Source organism: Streptomyces sp. NPDC005898, from assembly GCF_040629635.1.
Taxonomy (GTDB): Bacteria; Actinomycetota; Actinomycetes; order Streptomycetales; family Streptomycetaceae; genus Streptomyces.
Genome location: NZ_JBEXWC010000012.1, coordinates 168,451 through 188,979, shown reverse-complemented (window position 1 = coordinate 188,979; position 20,529 = coordinate 168,451). Strand labels below are relative to the sequence as shown.

The window sequence follows — 20,529 nt, the reverse complement described above, 5'->3', positions numbered from 1 at the left end:
CAGGTCAGGTGTTCTCGCTCGTATGCTCGGAGACATGACCAACAGCGCGCAGCCCGACGAGGCCGACCGACCCACCGCGAACGCCATGCGCCGCGCGCTCAGGCGGGCCAGGGACGGCGTCGCCCTGGACGTGGGGGAGGCCGCCGTCCTGCTCCAGGCGCGCGGCGCGGATCTGGACGACCTGACGGCGTCCGCGGCGCGGGTACGGGACGCGGGCCTCGCGGCGGCCGGCCGGCCCGGCGTCATCACGTACTCGAAGAGCGTGTTCATCCCGCTCACCCGGCTGTGCCGCGACAAGTGCCATTACTGCACCTTCGTGACGGTGCCCGGCAAGCTGCGGCGCGAGGGCCACGGCATGTTCATGTCCCCCGACGAGGTCCTCGACATCGCGCGGCGTGGCGCCGAACTGGGCTGCAAGGAGGCCCTGATCACCCTCGGCGACAAGCCGGAGGACCGCTGGCCCGAGGCCCGCGAGTGGCTGGAGGCCGAGGGGTACGACGACACCCTCGCCTACGTCCGCGCCATCTCCATCCGCATCCTGGAGGAGACGGGCCTGCTCCCGCACCTCAACCCGGGCGTCCTGACCTGGACGGACTTCCAGCGGCTCAAGCCGGTCGCGCCCAGCATGGGCATGATGCTGGAGACCACCTCCGAGCGGTTGTGGAGCGAGCCGGGGCAGCCGCACTTCGGCTCGCCCGACAAGGAGCCGGCCGTCCGGCTGCGCGTCCTGGAGGACGCCGGGCGCTCGTCGGTGCCGTTCACGAGCGGACTGCTCATCGGGATCGGCGAGACGTACGAGGAGCGTGCCGAGTCGCTGTTCGCGCTGCGCCGCGTGGCCCGCTCGTACCACGGCGTCCAGGAGCTGATCATCCAGAACTTCCGCGCCAAGCCGGACACGGCGATGCGCGGCATGCCCGACGCCGAGATCGACGACCTGGTCGCCACCATCGCCGTCGCCCGGCACATCATGGGCCCGGCCGGCAACATCCAGGCCCCGCCGAACCTCATCGCGGGCGAGTACGAGCGGCTGATCGCCGCCGGCATCGACGACTGGGGCGGTGTCTCGCCGGTCACCATCGACCACGTCAACCCCGAGAAGCCCTGGCCCCGCATCGAGGAGCTGACCGAGCGGTCCGCGGCGGCGGGCTTCACCCTCGCCGAACGGCTCTGCGTGTACCCGGAGTTCGTGCTGCGCGGCGAGCCCTGGCTGGACCCGCGCCTGCTGCCGCACCTGCGGGCCCTCGCCGACCCCGACACGGGCCTGGCCCGCCCGGACGCCACCGTCGAGGGCCGGCCCTGGCAGGAGCCCGACGAGGGGTACGTCGCCGCCTCCGGCCGCACCGACCTGCACCGCACCATCGACACCACCGGCCGCACCACCGACCGGCGCGACGACTTCGACGAGGTGTACGGCGACTGGGAGGCGCTGCGCGAGCAAGTAGCTGACGCCAGGCAGCGGGAAGGCGTCCCGTCCCGCATCGACGGCGACGTGCGCGCCGCCCTCGCCACGGCCGCCGACGACCCGACCCGGCTCACCGACGACGAGGCGCTGGCGCTGCTGCACGCCGACGGGCCCGCGCTGGACGCCCTGTGCGCCGTCGCGGACGACATCCGCAAGACGGTCAACGGCGACGACGTCACGTACATCGTCACCCGCAACATCAACTTCACCAACGTCTGCTACACCGGCTGCCGCTTCTGCGCCTTCGCCCAGCGCAGGACGGACGCCGACGCCTACACCCTCTCCCTGGACCAGGTCGCCGACCGGGCCGCCCAGGCCTGGGACGTCGGGGCCGTCGAGGTGTGCATGCAGGGCGGCATCCACCCCGACCTGCCGGGCACCGCCTACTTCGACATCGCGCGCGCCGTGAAGGAGCGCGTGCCGGGCATGCACGTGCACGCCTTCTCGCCGATGGAGGTCGTCAACGGCGCGACCCGCACCGGCCTGTCGATACGGGAGTGGCTCACCGCCGCCAAGGAGGCGGGCCTGGACTCCATCCCGGGCACGGCCGCCGAGATCCTGGACGACGAGGTGCGCTGGATCCTCACCAAGGGCAAGCTGCCGACGGCCACCTGGATCGAGGTCATCGAGACCGCGCACGAGCTGGGCATCCGCTCCTCGTCCACCATGATGTACGGCCACGTGGACCAGCCGCGCCACTGGCTCGGCCACTTCCGCACGCTGGCCGCCGTCCAGCAGCGGGCGCTGGCCAAGAACGTCGCCGGCTTCACGGAGTTCGTGACGCTGCCCTTCATCCACACGAACGCGCCCGTCTACCTGGCCGGCATCGCCCGGCCGGGCCCGACCACCCGCGACAACCGCGCCGTCACGGCCATGGCGCGGATCCTGCTGCACCCGCACATCCCCAACATCCAGACCAGCTGGGTGAAGCTCGGCCAGGAGGGCGCCGCCGAGATGCTCAGGTCCGGCGCGAACGACCTCGGCGGCACGCTGATGGAGGAGACCATTTCGCGGATGGCGGGCTCCAGCTACGGCTCGTACCGCTCCGTCGAGGACCTGACGGCCATCGCGGAGGCGGCCGGTCGGCCCGCGAAGCCGCGTACGACGCTCTACGGCGAGGTCCCCGAGGAGCGCCGGCGTGCCGCGCGGGCCTCCGACGGGCACCTGCCGGAGCTGCTGCCCCTGGTGGACTGACGTCCCGCCGGACGGCACGCGGAGGGCTTCCGCGCGCCGCCCGGCGGACGGGATCTCCCGCCCGGCCGACTAGCGGGTCAGGAAGCCGCCGAACTCCACGCGGTTCTCCGGCAGGCCCACCGTCTTCGGGCCGAACGACGTGATGCCGGTGACCGTCAGGCCGCTCGCCGCGCCGCGCAGGTGCCACACGGCGCCCGAGTCGGCGTAGGTGCCGTCCTCCAGCTGGGCGCTCACCGTCAGGTCGGCCTTGCCGTCCTTGTTGGTGTCGGACAGCAGGACCTGGCCGCCGAACCTGTCGTTCTTCTCCGAGGCGCCGGGGACCCCGGTGGTGGACTGCTGGAAGGCCTGGGCGCCCGTGCCGGTCAGACCGGTGCGGGAGCCCTTGAGCAGCACGGTGCTGCCGGCGTCCTTGACGGACTCGATGTCCTCGCCGGGGACGCCGACGGCCACGTCCGCGTAGCCGTCGCCGTTGACGTCGCCCGCGCTGATGGCGGCGCCGAACTCGTCGCCGTCCTCACCGACGCCGGGCACGCCCGCCGTGTCCTGCGTGATCTTCGCCGTGCGGGTCGACGAAGGGCCGTCCGCCGTGCCGTACTTGATGAGGATCGTGCCCTTCTGGTACGGCATGTCCTCGAAGTTACCGCCGATGTCGCGGACGATCAGGTCGCCGTAGCCGTCCTTGTCGACGTCCGCGATGGCGCCGCCGACGGAGGCCGCGAGCGGCTTCGGGGTGGTGTTCACGCCGTCCTTGCCGCCGGCCCAGAACTTGCTGCCGTACGCCATCTCCTCGAACCCGTGGTTGGTGACGATGTCGTCGGCGCCGTCGCCCGTGACGTCGCCCGTGACGAAGCCGCCGGGGCCGAAGGTCCGGCTCGTGGCGACCGCCTGGGTGCTCGCCGCCTTGCCGTCGCGCGTGAAGGGGCCGTAGGAGATGAGCATGCCCTGGTCGTCGTTGTCCGGGTCGTCGCTGCTCGGGAAGTCGACCGTGACCAGGTCGCGCTTGCCGTCGCCGTTGAAGTCGCCCGCGGTGACGTGCCCGCCGTTCCAGGGCAGCTCGGCGCTGCCCTGGCCGGACAGGCCCGAGGCCGAGCCCCACAGGACGACGGCCTTGCCGTCGTAGCCGTTGACGACGAGGTCGGTGTACTGGTCGCCGTCGAGGTCGGCTGCGGCCGTCTCCTGCCCGAACCGCCCGCCGTTCTGCGGCTCGCCGGGCACGCCGGGAGTGGCGCGGCCGAACGTCTTGGCGTGCGCGGTGTCGGGGCCGGACGCCGAGCCGAGGACGACCGTCACCTTGCCGGGCGTCGTGCCCTCGTAGCCGCCGACGGAGGAGATCGCGAGGTCGGCGTACCCGTCGTGGTTGAAGTCGACGAGCGGCGTGCGGGGCGCCGCCGGGGCGGCCGAGGCGGCGCCCGCGGAGGCGACGAGCACGAGGGGCGTGACGAGCGTGGTCACCGCGAGAGCGGCCGTGAGGGAGCGTCGCATGGGTTCTCCAAAAGGAAAGACAAGAGGACAGACAAAAAGACGTAAATGACGGGAGGGGTACGGGGAGAGGGAGGCGGGAGAGGGGCGGCGGGTCAGCCGGCGAGGGTGTGGCCCCACTTGGCGTCCTTCTCGGGCGCGCCGAGCTTGACCGGGCTGAGCGTGCCCGCGCCGGTCGTGGTCAGGCCGCTCGCGGAGCCGTAGAGGTTCCACAGGGCGCCCGAGTCGGTGTACGTGCCGTCCTCGCCGGGAGCCGTGGCGGTCAGATCGGCCTTGCCGTCCTTGTTCAGGTCGGTGAGGGACACCCGGCGGCCGAAGTCGTCGCCCGTCTCGGAGACCCCGGGGACCCCGGCGGTGCTCTGGTTGTAGGCGACCGCGCCCTTGCCCGTCATGCCGCCAGCGGCCTTGGACGCGCCCTTGAGCAGGACGACCGCGCCGGTGCCGGTGGCCGCGTCGAGGCTCTCGCCGGGGACGCCGACGGCGACCTCCGCCCTGCCGTCGCCGTTCACGTCACCGGCGCTGAGGGAGGCGCCGAAGGCGTCGTTCTCCTCGCTCGCCCCCGGGACGCCCGCCGTGTCCTGGGTGATGACCTTCTTGCGGGCGTCGGTGGGGCCGGTGGAGCCGCCGTACTGGATGGTGATGCTGCCCGGGTGGCTGTCGATGACCTCGGTGACGGAGCCGATGTCGCGGGTGATCAGGTCGCCGTAGCCGTCGCCGTCGACATCGCCGACGGTGCCGCTGTAGGCCGTGCCGAGCGCCTTGGAGGTGTGGCTGACGCCGCTCCTGGACCCCTTCCAGAAGCGGGCCTCGTGCTGCATCTCCTCAAAACCGTGCGTGGTGACGATGTCGTCCACGCCGTCGCCCGTCAGGTCGCCGGTGATGAAGGAGCGGATGCCCGTCGGGCCGTCGCTCGTGGTGAAGCTGTCCTGCGTGCGCGTCTTGCCGTCCCGGGTGAAGGGGCCGTACTGGATCGTCATCCCGGAGACGTCCGGGTCGTCGCTCGGTTCGGCGTTCACGACCAGGTCGCGCTTGCCGTCGCCGTTGAAGTCGCCCAGGGCGAACTCGGAGTACTGGTAGGGCAGGAGCGTGTTCTGGCCGGTCAGGCCGTCCTTGGAGCCCCACAGCACGGTGGCCTTGTTGCCGTTGTCGTCACCGCCGGCCACGAGCAGGTCGGTGTAGGAGTCGCCGTCCAGGTCGCCGGGGATCGACTGGTAGCCGAAGGCGTACGTGCCCGCGGGCTCGCCGGGCACGCCCGGCGTGGAGCGGTCGATGATCTGGTGGCGCGCCGGGCCGGGCCCCGAGGCGGTGCCGTACACGACGGAGACGTAGCCCGCCTTCTCGACGCCGTCGACCGTGCCGGAGGGCGCCGTGACCGCGAGGTCGGGGTACCCGTCGTGGTTGAAGTCGGTGACCGGCGTGCGGGGCGGCACGGGCGCGGCCGACGCCGGGCCGGCGGCGGCGACGGCGAGGGGGGTCGCGAGCGCGGCGACGGCGATCGCGGTGATGAGGGTGCGGCGGGGCACTGAGCCTCCTGTGGAAAACGTCTGTGACACAACGGGAGACGGGCCGTCCGGAGCGAAGGTTGTACACCACAGGAACTCCGTTACGAGATGCGGACGTTCCATCGAGTACGGCGGCCGTTCACCTCGCGGCCCGCCCATATGCGGGACACTGGCCGCCGGTCGGGGCGGCCGAAGCGGCCGGGGGAGGGGCACGATGGCGCGGGCGAGAGTGTCGATGCAGGAGCTGATCCGGCGCAGGCGCCGGGCCGCCTTCGTGGGCAGGGGCGAGGAACTGCGCCTGTTCCGGGAGAACTTCGACGTGCCGGTGGACGACGACCGCCACCGGTTCCTGTTCCACGTGCACGGCCCGGCGGGCGTCGGCAAGACCTCGCTCGTGCGGGAGCTGGCCCAGCTGGCGAGGGACCGGGGCGCCCTCGTCGCCCACGTCGACGAGGGCGCGGCCGGCATCCCCGAGGCCATCACCGGCATGGCGGACCAATTCGCCCAGCAGGGCCGGACGTTGAAGGCGCTGGAGCGGGCGCTGGCCGCCCATCGGCAGCGCAGCCACGAGGCCGTCGCGGCCGCCCTGCGCGAGCCCGGTCCCGACGGGCCCTCCACGGGCAGCGCGGTGGCGGCCCGCGCCGGCGTGGTGGGCCTCGGCATGGTGCCGGTGGTGGGCGGCTTCGCCGGGGTCCTCGACGCGGACCGCCTCGCGCGCGGCGCGGACCGGCTGCGCTCGCGCCTGCGCGGCCAGGAGGAGGCGCCGCCCGCCCTCGAACCGGAGCGCCTCCTGACCCCCGTGCTCATGGCCGAGCTGGCCGAGGCCGCCGGCGCCGTGCCCTGGGTGGTCCTCTTCTTCGACACGTACGAGCGCACGGCGCCGTTCCTCGACCGCTGGCTGCACGCCGTGATGACCAGCGAGCGCTACGGCGAACTGGCCGCCAACGTCGTCGTGGTGACCGCCGGTCAGCGCCCCCTCGACCCCGCCCGCTGGGAGGGCGCCGCCCACTTCGCGACCGAACTGCCGCTGCGGCCCTTCACCGAGGCGGAGGCGCGCGCCCTGCTCGCCGCCAAGGGCCTCACCGACGAACCGGTGGTCGCGGAGGTGCTGCGGCTGTCCGGCCGCCTGCCCGTGCTCGTCTCCACCCTCGCCGAGAGCGGCCCCGCCGGCCCCTCCGACGTGGGCGACCCCAGCGCCACCGCGGTGGAACGATTCCTCGAGGGCGAGCCGGACCCCGCCCGCCGCACGGCGGCCCTGGCCTGCGCGCTGCCCCGGCGCCTGGACGAGGAGGTCGTGGGCGCGGCCACCGGCGAGGGCGGCGAGGACCCGGCGGAGCTGTACGCCTGGCTGCGCGCCATGCCGTTCGTACGGACCGACCGCGGGGGCGAGAGCCGCTACCACGGTGTCGTGCGCGCCCCGATGCTGCGCCTGCGCCGGAGCCTGACCCCCGAGCAGTGGGCCGCGGGGCACACCCGCCTCGCCCAGCTGTACGGGCGGCGGCGCACCGCCCTGGAGGAGGCGGAGGGGAGCCCGCCGCGGCCGGACGACGCCTGGTCGCGGCCCGCCTGGCGGGCGGCGCGCGTCGAGGAGCAGTACCACCGGCTGTGCGCCCGCCCGCGCGAGGCGCTGCCCGCCGTCCTGCGCGACGGCGTCGGCGCGTGCCGCGTGGACACGGCCGTGGCCCGCGAGTGGGCGCGGGCCGTGCAGGACGCGGCCGAGGACACCGACGCGCGGCAGCTGCGGGCCTGGGCCGACGACTGCGGGGCGGCGCTCGCCGACGAGGCGCAGGGCGCGCTGCGGGTGCTGGAACTGCTCCTGGGCCGCGCCGGGCTCGACGACGCGGGCAGGGCGGCCGCGCACAACGCGCGCGGCCTGCGGCTCTTCCTCCTCGGCCGGCCGCGCGAGGCACTCGGCGACCACGAGCGCGCCATCGCCCTGGACCCCGCCGACCCCTGGGGCCACCACGACCTGGCGATCACCCGCCGGGCCCTCGGGGAGTACGAGCGGGCGCTGGAACACCTCGCGCACGCCGCGGAGCTGGCGCCCGACGCGGCGTGGGTGGCCCAGCAGCGCGGCGAGACCTACCGGCGCATGGGCCGCCCGGCCGAGGCCCTGCCCTGGCTGGAGCGCGCGCACGAGCTGGACCCGGCGGAGCCGGTGACGCTGGGCAGCCTCGGCCAGGCCAAGTGCGCGCTCGGCCGCTTCCGCGAGGCACTGGACGACCTGGACCGGGCGATCGCCCTGCGGCCGGAGTACGCCTGGGCGCTGGGCCGCCGGGCCCGGGTCCGCCACCACCTGGGCGATGTGCCGGGCGCCCTCGCCGACCTGGACCGGGCCGAGCGGCTCGCCCCGGACGTCGCGGGCACCCTGGGCGAGCGGGGCAATGTGCTGCGCTCGGCGGGCCGCCACGAGGAGGCCGTCGTCGAGTTCGACCGCGCCCTGTCCCTGGACCCCGGCTACGCGTGGGCGTGCGGCTCCAGGGCCCTGTCCCTGGAGGCCCTCGGCCGCGTCACCGAGGCCCTGGCCTCCCTGGACGAGGCGCTGCGGATCGACCCGGGGTACGCGTGGGCGCGGGAGCAGCGGGAGCGGATGCGCGCCGGTGACGCGGGCGCCTCCGTGTCCGGCGGATGAAGGCCCGGCACACGGTGTCCGCAGGCCCTGCGAAGCTCCCGTGAACGTCGTCCAAATGCGACCTCAGGGGCGTCTTGCCGCATACCCCTTGCGTGCTGAACCGATCGTTCCCGTTCGATTACAGTGCTGCGCAGACGCAACCGGTCGAGGCGTGTGGGGAGGTCCGGTGGGCACAGCGGCAGCCACCGGTGTCTGGGGCCGCGCCGAGCAGCAGGACTTCCGCAGCCGGGTGCGGGGCGCGCTCCTCGGGGCCGCCGTGGGCGACGCCTTCGGGGCGCCCGTCGACGCCCTCCCCCTGGCGGCGATACGGGCGGCGCACGGCGCCGACGGTCTGACCGAGCCCGTCCCGGCGTACGGCAGGCGCGGCGCGGTCACCGCCGCCACCCAGCTCACCCTCTTCACCGTGGACGGGCTCATCCGCGCCCAGGTCCGGCGCGACACCGGCGCCTGGCATCCGCCGACCGACCTGCACCGCGCCTACCGCCGCTGGCTCGCCACCCAGAGCGACTGGGGGCCCGACGAGCGGCGCGAGGAGGACGGCTGGCTGGCCCGCGAGGAGTGGCTGTACCAGCGGCGCGACCCTCCCCGGGCCTGCCTCCTCGGCCTCGGCAACGTGATCATGGGCACGCTGGAGACCCCCAAGAACCCCGACGCCCGGGGCCCCGAGGCCGCCGTCAGATCCGCGCCCCTCGGCCTCCTCGTCGGCTGGGAGCCGCAGCTCGTGCTGCAACTCGCCGTCGAGGGCGCCGTGCAGACCCACGGCCACCCCACCGCCTATCTGGCGGCCGGCGCGCACGCCCTCGTCGTGCACGGCCTCGCCCGCGGCGAGTCCCTGGACGGCGCGCTCCAGCGGGCCCTCGCCCTGCTCGCCGCCCGCCCCGGCCACCAGCCCGTCACGGACGCCCTGCGACATGCGCTGGGCGCCGTGCGCCAGGGCATGCCGACGGCCGCCCGGGTGGGCGAGCTGCTCGCGGACGGCACCGCCGAAGGGGTCCTCGCCGCCGCCGTGTACTGCGCGCTGGTCGGCGAGGACGTCCGGCACGGGGTGCGGCTCGCCGTCAACCACGACGGGGCGTCGGCCGCTGCGGGCGCGCTGTGCGGGGCGCTGCTGGGCGCGCTGCACGGGGAGACGGCGCTGCCGCCGGGCTGGCTCACCGAGCTGGAGGGCCGGCCCACCATCCTGGAGCTGGCCGACGACTTCGCGATGGAGATGACCCAGGGCCCGGCCCTGCACGGCCCCGCCGCCTCCGCCCCGGGCTGGCTCGCCCGCTATCCCCGCGCCTGAGGCGACTTCGCCGGGAGCGCCTCGGCCCCGGCGGCGCCCGTGGGGCCGTCGTCGTCGGTGTTGACGCGTTCGATGAGCGCGTCCCGCTCCGGGGTGTCCTCGGGCTTCAGCCGGCCGACGAGGACGTAGAGGACGAGGGAGACGGCCAGCGGGATCGACACCTGGAACTGGAGGGCGACACCGCCCTCGACGGCGTCGTTCACGGGGTAGTTGACCAGGTAGAAGGCGAACAGTCCGGCGCCCCAGCTGGTCAGCGCGGCCGTCGGCCCGCAGGTGCGGAAGGCGCGCAGCAGGCCCAGCATCATCGGGATCGCGATGGGCCCCATCAGACCGGCGACCCACTTGATGACGACGGTGATGATGTCCTTGAACGCCGGGGAGTTGACCTGCGTGGCGACCGCCATGGACAGGCCCAGGAAGGCCACCGTGGTCAGCCGGGCGGCGAGCAGCCCCGCCCGCTCCGACCAGCCCCTCGCCCGCGCGGAGAGGACCGGCGCCACGTCCCGGGTGAAGACGGCGGCGATCGCGTTGGCGTCGGAGGAGCACATGGCCATGGTGTGCGAGAAGAAGCCGACGATGACCAGGCCCAGCAGGCCGTGCGGCAGCAGCTGTTCGGTCATCAGGGCGTACGCGTCCGAACCGTCGGGCTTCTTGGCGTCGACCAGGAGCGGCGACATCCACATGGGGAAGAACAGGACGAGGGGCCAGACGAGCCAGAGAATCGCGGAGAGCCTCGCGGAGCGCGCGGCCTCCTTGGCGTTGGCGGTCGCCATGTAGCGCTGCGCCTGGTTGAGCATGCCGCCGTTGTACTCGAAGAGCTTGATGAAGAGGAACGCCAGCAGGAAGACCGTGCCGTACGGGCCGACCAGCGGTTTGCCGTGCCCGGCCAGCTCCGGTTCGTCCCAGACCCCGAGGAAGCCGCCGTGCGGGCCGAGTTCGGCGACGACGGCCACGAACATCGCGACCCCGGCGAACAGCTGGATGACGAACTGGCCCAGCTCGGTGAGCGCGTCCGCCCACAGGCCGCCGATGGTGCAGTAGATCGCCGTGATGACGCCGGTGACGAGGATGCCCTGGTTCAGCGACGCCCCGGTGAACACCGAGAGCAGCGTCGCGATGGCGGCCCACTTGGCGCCCACGTCCACGATCTTCAGCAGCATGCCCGACCAGGCGAGCGCCTGCTGGGTCCGCAGGTCGTAGCGGTTCTTCAGGTATTCGAGCGGCGAGGCGACGTGCAGGCGGGAGCGGAGCCGGTTGATGCGGGGGGCGAAGAGCCGGGCGCCGATGGCGATGCCGAGCGCGATGGGGAAGGACCAGGTGACGAAGGACGTGACGCCGTAGGTGTACGCGATGCCCGCGTACCCGGTGAACATCACCGCGCTGTAGCCGGACATGTGGTGCGAGATGCCGGAGAGCCACCAGGGCATCTTCCCGCCGGCCGTGAAGAAGTCGCTGACGTTGTCGACGCGCTTGTGGGACCACACGCCGATCGCGACCATCACGCCGAAGTAGCCGATGAGCACGGCCCAGTCGAGACTGTTCATGTGGCCCTCCAGGGGTCCGCCTGGTGAACTGCGCTGAATGGCTCGCACTTCGCCACACGAGGCCGTGGGGGCCGTGGACGGCCCGGAAGTGCGTGCTCATCGTGGGTTCGGGCACACGTCGGCGACAACGGGGGGTAAGGTCAAGAGCAGGCAAATTCGTTCGGAAAGCTGATCTGGGTTCACGTATCTGACTGGAGGTGAATCCGCCTACCGCATCAACTCCCCGGCGTTGACCAGCAGCGACTGCCCGGTGATGGCACGGGCCCGCTCGGACGCGAGAAAGACGACCGCGTCCGCCACGTCCGCGTCCGTGGCCAGTTCGGGCAGGGCCATCCGCGAGGTGAGCCGCCCGAGCACCTCCGCCTCCGGCACCCCCTCGGACCCCGCCGTGAATCGGACGTACGCCTCCACCGGCGGCCCCCACATCCAGCCCGGCAGCACGGTGTTGACCCGCACGCGGTGCGGCCCCAGCTCCCGCGCGAGGGAGTACATCGCGGAGATCAGCGCCCCCTTCGACGCCGCGTACGCCATCTGCCGCACCTCCGAGGGCGCCGCCACCGCCGACTGCGTGCCGATCAGGACCACCGCACCGCCCCGCCGCTGCTTGAGCGCGGGCAGGCACGCGCGCGTCATGCGCAGGGTGCCGAGCAGATTGACGTCCAGCACCCCGCGCCATGTCTCGAAGTCCGCGTCCTCCAGGCCCCCGAAGTGGCTGTCCCAGGCGGCGACATGGACGACCGCGTCGATCCCCCCGAACCGCTCGCACGCCAGCGCGGCGAGCGCCCGGCACCGGCCCTCGTCGGTGATGTCCGTCGCCAGGTGGGCGGTGCGCGCGCCACCGGGGTCGATCTCGGCGGCCGTCCTGACGAGGTTCGCCTCCGTGCGCGCGCCGAGCACGGCGTTGCCCCCCTCGCGCACGACGGCCGCCGCGACCTGGTGACCGAGTCCCGCGCCGACGCCCGAGACGACGACGGTCTTTCCCGCGAGGAGCGACGACGGCGCCATGGGATGCCTCCCGGCTCTGGCAGTTCGTCTGACGGGGCGTCAGAGTATGGGCGTCCACCGGAGGAAGGAAGAGAGAGGCAGGGCAGAGCCGTGGCGCGAGACACCCGCAGCGACCTATACGCCGAGCTGGCCGCCGTCGGCCCCTACGGCGTGCACCCCGGGCACGCCCTGATCACCATGGTCGAGCCGCATCCGGGGCACGAGCGCGCGTACAACCGCTGGTACGAGGACGACCACTACTACGCGGGCGCGATGGCCATGCCCTGGATGTACGCGGGGCGCCGCTGGGTGGCCACGCGCGACCTCCGGCTCCTGCGCTATCCGGCCCGCTCCGCCGTGGCCGAGCCGGTCACCGCCGGCTGCTACCTCTCCACGTACTGGATCACCGAGGGGCGCTACGCCGACCACATGAAGTGGACGGTCGGCATCAACAAGCGGCTGAACCGCGACGGCCGCGTCCACCAGGAGCGCACCCACGTCTTCACCGCCTTCCAGGACCACGAGGCGACCGTCTACCGCGACGGCGCGGTGGGCCCGCGCGACTTCCACGCGCTCGACCACCCCTACCAGGGCCTGGTCCTCGAGGTCATCGACGCCGAAGCCCCGGACCGCAGGGCCGCGTTGCTGGAGTGGCTGTGCTCCCGGCACCTGCCGGGCGCGCTCGCCGGATCGCCGGCCGCGATGGTGACGCTCTTCCGGCCGACCCCGCTGCCCGGGGACCGGATGACGTACGTGAAGAAGGTCGAGGCGGTGGACACCCGGCTGACGCTCCTGTGGTTCCTCCAGGACGACCCCCGGGCGTGCTGGGAGGCGCACTTCACCGGGCGGGACACCGCCGTCGCCGCGTCGGGCCTCGGCCGGGTGGAACTGGTCGCGCCCTTCATTCCGACGGTGCCGGGCACGGACCTGTACGTCGACCTGCTGCGCTGAGCGGCTGCGCTGAGCCGGGCGGCGGCGCGGGCGCATGGCCGAGCCCCCTCGGCCGGGACGGCGGGCCAGTCGAGAGGGCTCATACGGTGGTGCCTATGCGGTTGTGGTGCTGCGGTTGTTCTTCCGGGGGCCGGTCGGTCCGGCCGGTGCCGCAGTCTCACGCGAGCCCGGCAGCCCCCCGGCTCACCTCGGTGACGAACGCGTTCCACGAGTCGGCGGGGAAGGCGAGGACGGGGCCTTCGGTCACCTTGGAGTCACGCACCGCGATGCCGGTCGCCTGCGGCGACTTGACCTCGACGCACGCGCCGTTGCCGGTGGAGTACGAGGACTTGACCCACATGTGCGAAACGCCCTGCTGAATTGCCATGGTCTCTCCGTTTTGCCCAGTCGTTGAGTTGCTGTCGCCGCGTCGCCGCGGTGGATGCCAACGCTTGTGCTCGATGGCGTGATGGACGCTACTCGCCAACTTCGGCGCATGAAGGGAGCGTTCACTCGACCGGATGGCATATACCAGGGGGGTCTTCCGCCGCGGCGAGGCAAGGGTGTACCGTGCGCCGATTTACCCGGTGAGGCGGTGTCCGGGCTGCGCGGTCAGCGGCCGTAGCCCTGCGCGATCTCCTCGATGAGGCGGCGGGACTGGTCCACGTTCAGCGCCTGGGCGCGCAGGTGCTCGTACATCACGCTGTACTGCTGGACGTCGTTCGCCTTCTCCAGGTAGAGGTCGCTGGTGACGCCCTCGATGTAGACCACGCTGGAATCGGCGGCGTCGGGGAACTCCAGGATGGCGTACTGCCCGTTGAGCCCGGGGTGGGCGCCCAGCTCGAAGGGGATCACCTGGACCGTCACGTGCGGCAGCCGGGACTGCTCCAGGAGGTGCTCCAGCTGGTCGCGCATCAGCTGCGGCGAGCCGACCACGCGGCGCAGCGCCGACTCGTCGAGGACGGTCCACAGGCGCAGCGGGTTCTCCGGCGCCGCGATGCGCTCCTGGCGGCGCATGCGCACCTGGACCCGCTTCTCGATGTCGGTCGTCGTGGTCTCCGGGAGCGCGCCGGTGATGAGCGCCTCGGCGTAGGCGCGGGTCTGGAGCAGGCCGGGGACGACCTGCGGGTCGTACACGCGCAAGGAGGCGGCGTCCGTCTCGAGCCCGATGTACACGCTGTACGGGATGTCGCCGAAGGAGTGCCACCAGCCCTGCTGGCGCGAGTCCTTGGCCATCTGCATCAGGGAGTCGACGATGCGGTGGTCCTCGACCTCGTAGACACCGCAGAGGTCGCGCACGTCGCGCTGGCTGATCGAGCGGCGGCCGTTCTCCAGGCGGCTGATCTTCGACTGCGAGACGAGCAGGCGCTCGGCGACCTCCTCGGCCGTCATGCCCTTCAACTCGCGGAGCCGGCGCAGCTCCTGGCCCAGACGACGTCGTCTGACGGTGGGATTGACATTGGACGCCACGGGACGCGCACCTCCGGCTTGCCTGCCACGACTTTGCGTATCTACTGCTCAGCAGAGTGCCACCAACGTGCGGGGCACCGCTGGGAAACAGCGGATGTGCGAACGTGCGGGCGGACCAAGGCGGGTGCGGGCAGGCCCCTCGGCGCCGCGGGGTGCGGCGCAGGGTGTGCGGCCGCGCGGGGCGGTGGTCCCGGGGTGTCGTCGTCCGGACGGTCCGGTACCCCTCCCCGCGCGGCCCAGCGGCTCCCGAACCGGGCCCGGGGGACTGCGGCGCGGCGCTGGTACTGGTGCGGTGGTGCTGAGCGGTCACGTACTGCTGAGCGGTTGCCCGCCGGTGACGCGGTGCGTCGGCGGTGGTGCGGTGCGGTGCTGTGCGGTGCCGTGCCTCAGTGGGCCACGGCGCGTGCCATGGATCCGCGGCGCGGCTGCATCGGGATCCCGTCCGCGTCCGCCACCGCCCTGGCCGGCTGCCGCCCGCCGGGACCCGTGGGGCCCGCCGGTGCGGCGCTGCGGCGCGGCTGGGCCGCCACGCCGTTCTGGACGTCCATCACGGCGTGCGCCACGAGGCCGCCCATGGGGTCGTGCCTGATCAGGTCCCGGAGGCGGGAGCGCGATGAACGCCCCTCGTTCCCGGGGTACAGATGCTTGCCGAGACCGACCGCGTGGGCCAGCGCGGCGAGCGCCGCGGTCCGCGGGTCCGGCGGTACGCCGGTGCGGATCGCCGAGTCCAGCCGGGCCCTGATGTCCCGGCTGATCGCCGTGTCCGTCGCCTGGTAGCGAGTCGTCGGCAGTACTCCGCACATCTGGCCCGCCACGGCATGCACCATGCCGCACCGCTCCAGATGCGAGAGGTAAATCTGGCGCAGCCCCAGCCGGGGCCCGCCGATCCAGTGGACCGCCCGAACCGGACTGCCGCGTCTGCGCAGCAGCTCCAGTGCGGAGTCCAGAGTCGGATCTCCGGTCGGCCGTGGCATCACCACGGCGATACGATCCCCGTCTGGGGCTATCCGTCCGGCCAGCGCCAGCTCCACTAGCTGTGCTCCGGCCAGACCGAGGTCGAGCGACTGCGGCTGCGCCGTGGTACCCGTGGCCGGGTCCAAAGCGAGCAGCAGAAGCTCCTCCGGAATTGTTCTGCGGCTCCTGCCCATCCATGCCTCCCCGCGTGGATGAGTGACAGGGTGACCCCTCTCACATTGGTCTGTCGAGAGCGCGTGGGCGGGATGTACGGGAACCAGTAGGTATGTCGTTCTCGTCTACCACGGGGGTTTAAGCCCTCACACAGGACACTGGTACACGGTTCGGACAGTGGGTCCGGCCCGGATTTGGCGCAGGTACGAGGAGGCATCGGTGGCGGGCGAGACCCCCGACAGGTCGAAGCAGCGGAAGTCGTCGGGGAACCCGACTGCGGCGGACCCTTCAGCGCCGGCACCGGAGGAACGGGACCCGCGGCTCGCGATCACCCGTGAGATCCCCGCGGCGCGGGCGGATGCCGGGGAGACCTCCGAGGCCTCGGAGACGTCGGACGCTTCGGAGACCTCGCAGGCGGCCGCTTCCGGCGGCGGGGCGAACGGTGACGCGCGGCTGCGGAAGGCGGTGGCGGCGTGGGTCGCCACGTCGGACGAGGACGAGGACGCGGACGCCGCGGGCGCCGGGAGCGGTGACGGTCCCGCCGACCCCGGGGCGGAGTCCCCCTCCGCGCAGGGCGACTCCGACGAGGACACCGCCTCCGCCGAGAGCGACGCGGCGAAGGCCGCAGAGGCCGGCGGTGCCGCCGAGGTCGCCGCGTCGGCCAAGTCGGCCGCCGAGGACACCACTTCGGGCAAGGGCGACGCGGCCAGGTCCGGCACCGGTGAGGCCGCCGCCTCGGCCGAGTCGGGCGGCGAGGAGTCCGGCTCGGGCAAGGGTGACCACGCCCCGGTCAAGTCGGGCGGCGAGGGGACCAGCTCGGGCAAGGGTGACCGCGCCCCGGGCAAGTCCGGCGCTGCTGCTACGGCTGCCGCCTCGGCCGATTCAGGTCGCGAGGAGTCCGGCTCGGGCCAGGGGGACGCCGTCTCGGCCGCTTCCGGTGCCGCCAAGGCCCCCGCGTGGGCCAAGTCCGACCGCGCGGAGGGCGACGACGCCTCGGTCACGTCCGACGCCGACAAGGCCGCGGAAGCCGGCGACGCCGCCAAGGCCGCCGCCTCGGCCAAGGCGGCCGCTGAGGGCAGCACCTCGGGCAAGGGCGACACCGGGGACGAGGCCGGCGAGGCCGAGGGCGCCGGTTCCACCGGTGTGGATCAGGCCACCGCCGTCTTCCGGGCGCCGACCGTCAAGCCCGAGGTGGATCAGCCGACCACCATGCTCAAGCTGGGCGGCGACGCACCCGCCAAGGGCGCCGCGAAGAGCCCCGCGAAGAGCCCCGCGAAGGACAGCGCGAAGGCCAGTGCAAAGGGCGACGCAAAGGACATCGCAAAGGGCAGTGCAAAGGGCGGCGCGCAGGACTCCGCCGAGGTCGGCCCGACCGCCGAGCGGGACGCCGAGCGCACCAGCAAGTTCGTCGCGCTGAAGCCGCTCGACGAGCGGTCGGCCAAGCCCGCCGCCGCCGCGTCGAAGGCCGACGCCCCCGCCGCCGAGGCCGACGCCACCCAGGCGCCCCCGCCCGTGGAGCGTACGACCCAGCAGCCGGTGCCGCCCAAGCCGCCGCTCGACCTGCTCGCCGAGCTGACCAACACCCCGCCGCCGCCGGAGACCCCGACGCGCACCGCGGTGCGCCGGCTCAAGATCTGGACGCCGCTGGTCCTGCTCCTGGTGGTCGTCTTCGCGGTCGTACAGGCCGTGCGACCGCTGCCGGCGCCCACCCTGGACCTCACCGCCCAGCAGAGCGTGACCTTCGAGGGCGGCAAGCCGTCCGTGCCATGGCCGGCCGAGGGGCAGGCCGCGATGGACGTCAACGGCATCGGCACGTTCGGCACGTCCGGCGAGCAGAAGCCGGTGCCGATCGCGAGCATCGCCAAGGTCATGACGGTCTACCTCATCCTGCGCGACCACCCGCTGAAGAAGGGCGAGGACGGCCCGAAGATCCCCGTCGACGCCGCCGCGCAGAAGCACTACGAGACCGGCAAGGCGGAGCAGGAGTCCGTCGTCAAGGTCACCGAGGGCCAGAAGATCTCCGAGTACGAGGCGCTCCAGGCGGTCATGCTGCCGTCGGCGAACAACGTCGCCAAGCTGCTCGCCCGCTGGGACACCAAGAGCCACTCCGAGGACGAGTTCGTCGCGAAGATGAACAAGACCGCCAAGGAGCTGGGGATGAAGAACACCCGGTACACGGACCCCAGCGGCCTGGACAAGACGACCGTCTCCACCGCCGAGGACCTCGTGAAGCTCGGCCGCGCCGCGATGGAGAACCCGGTCTTCAACGAGATCTCCCGCCAGCCCAGCTACAAGGACCTCAACGGCGACAAGCAGAACAACTTCTTCGGCCTGGTCCCGACCGTCGCCATCGGCATCAAGACCGGCACCACCACCGCCGCCGGCGGCAACATCCTCTTCGCCGCGGAGAAGAAGGTCGGCGGCGAGACGCAGACGATCATCGGCGCGGCCCTCGGCCAGTTCGGCAAGGACGGTGTCGCCAACATCGACGCGGTCACCGGTGTGACGCGCAAGCTCATCGAGGCCGGGCAGGAGGCGCTCACCGCCAAGACCATCGTCAAGAAGGGCGACGTCGTCGGCCGGGTGGACGACGGCCTCGGCGGCACGACACCGGTCGTGGCCAGTGAGAACGTCTCCGCGGTGGGCTGGTCGGGCCTGACGGTGAAGCTGCGGCTCGAACAGCTGAAGGGCAAGGCGGTCCCGCACACGGCGAAGGCCGGCACCAAGGTCGGCGTGCTGAGCGTCGGCGACGGCAAGGGCGAGGCCGTCGAGGTGCCTGTCGCCCTCCAGAAGGACCTCGCCGAGCCGGGCCTCGGCGCCAAGCTGAAGCGCGTCGGCTGACGCGGGCGGCCGCGCCCGGCGAGGGCGCGGCCGAAACCCGCCGAGCACGCGCGGGGGAGCGGCCCACGGGGGGCTGCCCCCCGCGCGTGCGTGCTAGCGTCACAAGCTCGGGGGGCAGTACGCCGGGGCTGAGATCGGGGTGTTCCGGGACGGACGCCCGTCGGCCCGCCCCGGGGGGACAGGACGACACGGGGAGAGCCTTCAGTGGCCACAGCGGAGCCGACGCGCGCCGACGAAGACACCGAGCCGGACGGCGGCGAGGGCGTGAGCCCCGGCGCCGCTCCGCGAATACCGCTTTCCTCCTCGCCCGGCCGGCCCCAGGCGCCGACCGCCGCCTCCTCGTGGCACACGCGCCTGGCGCGCCACCCGGTCGCCGTCGTGACGGTACTCGCCGCGGTGCTGCACGTCGTGTGGGTTTTCGCGTTCGCGAACAGCGGCGGTGACCTCGCGGCGCAGGACGCCTGGGCCGAGTTCGTCGGGCGGCACCCCGACTCGGCGTACAACCTCGCCTGGTACGGCGGCATGCACCCGGTGTCGTACAGCGTCATCTCGCCGTACCTGATGTCCGTGCTCGGTGTGCGCACCACGATGATGATCGCGGGCACGCTCTCCGCCACGCTGCTCACGCTGATCCTGGTCCGCAGCCGGGCGGTGAAGCAGCCGCTGTGGCCCGCCCTCGCGGGGCTCTTCGCGCTGTTCTGCAACGCGGTCTCGGGCCGCGTGACCTACGGCCTCGGTCAGATGTTCGCCCTGATGGCGGTGGCCGCCGTGTTCTGCTGGCCGCACCGCTGGCGCTACAAGCGGTGGGCGAAGGCGCTGGTCGCGGCGCCGTTCGCCGCGCTCGCCACGATGGGCAGCCCGGTGGCCGGCCTGTTCGTCGGGCTCGTCGCCGTGGCGCTCTTCCTCAGCAAGCGCTACCCGGGCGCGTACGCCCTCGGGGTCGCGCCCGCCGTGGTCGTCGGGCTCTCCGCCTGGCTCTTCCCCTTCTCCGGCACGCAGCCGATGTCGTTCTGGTCAGCGTCGCTGCCGCTGCTGTTCGCGGGGCTCGTCTACTTCCTCGTACCGAAGCAGTGGAAGACCGTGCGGATCACGACGGCCGTGTACGCGGCCTTCGTGCTCGGGGTGTGGATCATCAGCTCGCAGATCGGCTCCAACATCACCCGGCTCGCGATGTCCTTCGCGGGCGTCGTGCTGATCGCCGCGCTGCCGTACACCGTGCCGAAGTCCCGCAAGTGGTACGCGGTCGTCCTGGCCTTCGTCGGCTTCACCGGCTGGGTCGGGTTCAAGGCCGGCGACGACGTGGTGCACACCCGGCCGGTGCTGTCCTGGACCCGTGACCTGGCGACCCCGCTGATCAAGGAGTTGCAGGAGCACGGCGCCGAGCGGGGCCGCGTCGAGGTCGTGCCCGCGCGCAGCCACCGCGAGGCGTCCGCGTTCGCCCCCTACTTCCAGCTCGCCCGTGGCTGGAACCGGCAGGCGGACATGGAGCGCAACCCCATCTTCTACGACGACACCCTGAACTCCGCGAACTACCACGACTGGCTCAAGCGCTGGGCCGTGCACTACGTCGTGCTCCCCAAGGGCGAGCCCGACGGGGACGGCGGCAAGCGCGAGACGCAGCTCATCTCGGACGGCCTGCCCTACCTGAAGCAGGTGTGGGGCAACTCCGACTGGCGGCTCTACAAGGTCACCGACCCCACGCCGCTCGCCGAGCCGAACGCCGTCGTGCAGCGCGCCGAGCAGGGCGAGATGACGCTGCGCGTGAAGAAGCCGGGGCGCGTGCTGATCCGCGTGCCGTACTCGCCGTGGGTGAGCGTGGTCGACACCCGGGGCAAGGGCCTGGAGCCGCCCCGGGAGACCGCTCAGTCGCAGCGGCGGCGCGCGGACGACGAGTCGGCCCCCAGGGAGTACGACAACGTCAACGGCTGCCTGCTGGAGGCCGAGGAGGACCACAACGGCGACAAGTGGATCGAGCTGTTCGCCCCGAAGGCCGGCACCTACCGGCTCGGCTCGCCCTACCAGCTGCCCCGCGGCACGCCCTGCCCGGAGGAGTTCCGGCGCTGACGCCCCCGCCCGCC

At 73.0% G+C, this 20,529-nt stretch carries 13 protein-coding genes; 6 read left to right on the top strand and 7 right to left on the bottom strand.

The window, feature by feature from the left end; translation table 11 throughout:
• The first annotated feature begins 34 nt into the window (after nucleotides 1-34).
• Nucleotides 35-2,656 (top strand): bifunctional FO biosynthesis protein CofGH, encoded by a 2,622-nt coding sequence (locus ABZ385_RS18705; protein WP_358698517.1) that lies wholly within the window; start codon nucleotides 35-37, stop codon nucleotides 2,654-2,656.
• Between the two features lie 69 nt (nucleotides 2,657-2,725).
• On the opposite strand, the gene ABZ385_RS18700 is transcribed toward ABZ385_RS18705, so the two are convergent.
• Together ABZ385_RS18700 and ABZ385_RS18695 are read right to left on the bottom strand one after the other, a co-directional pair.
• Nucleotides 2,726-4,138, bottom strand: coding sequence for an FG-GAP and VCBS repeat-containing protein (locus tag ABZ385_RS18700; protein WP_358588310.1), 1,413 nt, complete (start codon nucleotides 4,136-4,138; stop codon nucleotides 2,726-2,728).
• A 92-nt stretch (nucleotides 4,139-4,230) separates the two neighbouring features.
• Complete coding sequence (locus ABZ385_RS18695) at nucleotides 4,231-5,658, bottom strand: FG-GAP-like repeat-containing protein (protein ID WP_358912237.1); 1,428 nt, start codon at nucleotides 5,656-5,658, stop codon at nucleotides 4,231-4,233.
• Nucleotides 5,659-5,851: 193 nt separating this feature from the next.
• Here ABZ385_RS18695 and ABZ385_RS18690 point away from each other — a divergent pair, with 193 nt between their 5' ends.
• Together ABZ385_RS18690 and ABZ385_RS18685 are read left to right on the top strand one after the other, a co-directional pair.
• Nucleotides 5,852-8,269 carry a tetratricopeptide repeat protein gene (locus tag ABZ385_RS18690; protein ID WP_358912236.1) on the top strand — a complete coding sequence of 806 codons (2,418 nt, stop codon included), beginning with the start codon at nucleotides 5,852-5,854 and terminating at the stop codon, nucleotides 8,267-8,269.
• A 166-nt stretch (nucleotides 8,270-8,435) separates the two neighbouring features.
• Nucleotides 8,436-9,554 carry an ADP-ribosylglycohydrolase family protein gene (locus ABZ385_RS18685; RefSeq protein ID WP_358912234.1) on the top strand — a complete coding sequence of 373 codons (1,119 nt, stop codon included), beginning with the start codon at nucleotides 8,436-8,438 and terminating at the stop codon, nucleotides 9,552-9,554.
• Here the strand turns inward: ABZ385_RS18685 and ABZ385_RS18680 are convergent.
• Nucleotides 9,539-11,098, bottom strand: coding sequence for a sodium:solute symporter family protein (locus tag ABZ385_RS18680; protein ID WP_358699202.1), 1,560 nt, complete (start codon nucleotides 11,096-11,098; stop codon nucleotides 9,539-9,541). The genes ABZ385_RS18685 and ABZ385_RS18680 overlap by 16 nt on opposite strands.
• Before the next feature lie 207 nt (nucleotides 11,099-11,305).
• Complete coding sequence (locus tag ABZ385_RS18675; RefSeq protein WP_358912232.1) at nucleotides 11,306-12,103, bottom strand: SDR family oxidoreductase; 798 nt, start codon at nucleotides 12,101-12,103, stop codon at nucleotides 11,306-11,308.
• Nucleotides 12,104-12,193: 90 nt separating this feature from the next.
• Between ABZ385_RS18675 and ABZ385_RS18670 the strand changes: the two genes are divergently transcribed.
• Nucleotides 12,194-13,033, top strand: coding sequence for a hypothetical protein (locus ABZ385_RS18670; protein WP_358912230.1), 840 nt, complete (start codon nucleotides 12,194-12,196; stop codon nucleotides 13,031-13,033).
• A gap of 157 nt (nucleotides 13,034-13,190) precedes the next feature.
• Here the strand turns inward: ABZ385_RS18670 and ABZ385_RS18665 are convergent, their stop codons facing one another.
• From ABZ385_RS18665 to ABZ385_RS18655, 3 genes are all read right to left on the bottom strand, one after another.
• Nucleotides 13,191-13,400 carry a DUF397 domain-containing protein gene (locus ABZ385_RS18665; protein ID WP_358588453.1) on the bottom strand — a complete coding sequence of 70 codons (210 nt, stop codon included), beginning with the start codon at nucleotides 13,398-13,400 and terminating at the stop codon, nucleotides 13,191-13,193.
• Between the two features lie 224 nt (nucleotides 13,401-13,624).
• Nucleotides 13,625-14,482, bottom strand: a complete 858-nt coding sequence (locus ABZ385_RS18660) for a helix-turn-helix transcriptional regulator (RefSeq protein ID WP_358588455.1) — start codon at nucleotides 14,480-14,482, stop codon at nucleotides 13,625-13,627.
• Between the two features lie 386 nt (nucleotides 14,483-14,868).
• Nucleotides 14,869-15,630: a GPP34 family phosphoprotein gene (locus tag ABZ385_RS18655; protein ID WP_358588457.1), complete on the bottom strand. Its 762-nt coding sequence runs from the start codon at nucleotides 15,628-15,630 to the stop codon at nucleotides 14,869-14,871.
• A gap of 199 nt (nucleotides 15,631-15,829) precedes the next feature.
• Here ABZ385_RS18655 and ABZ385_RS18650 point away from each other — a divergent pair, with 199 nt between their 5' ends.
• Nucleotides 15,830-18,451, top strand: a complete 2,622-nt coding sequence (locus ABZ385_RS18650; RefSeq protein ID WP_358912229.1) for a D-alanyl-D-alanine carboxypeptidase — start codon at nucleotides 15,830-15,832, stop codon at nucleotides 18,449-18,451.
• A gap of 204 nt (nucleotides 18,452-18,655) precedes the next feature.
• Nucleotides 18,656-20,515 (top strand): MFS transporter, encoded by a 1,860-nt coding sequence (locus ABZ385_RS18645; RefSeq protein ID WP_358700736.1) that lies wholly within the window; start codon nucleotides 18,656-18,658, stop codon nucleotides 20,513-20,515.
• The last annotated feature ends 14 nt before the right edge of the window (nucleotides 20,516-20,529 follow it).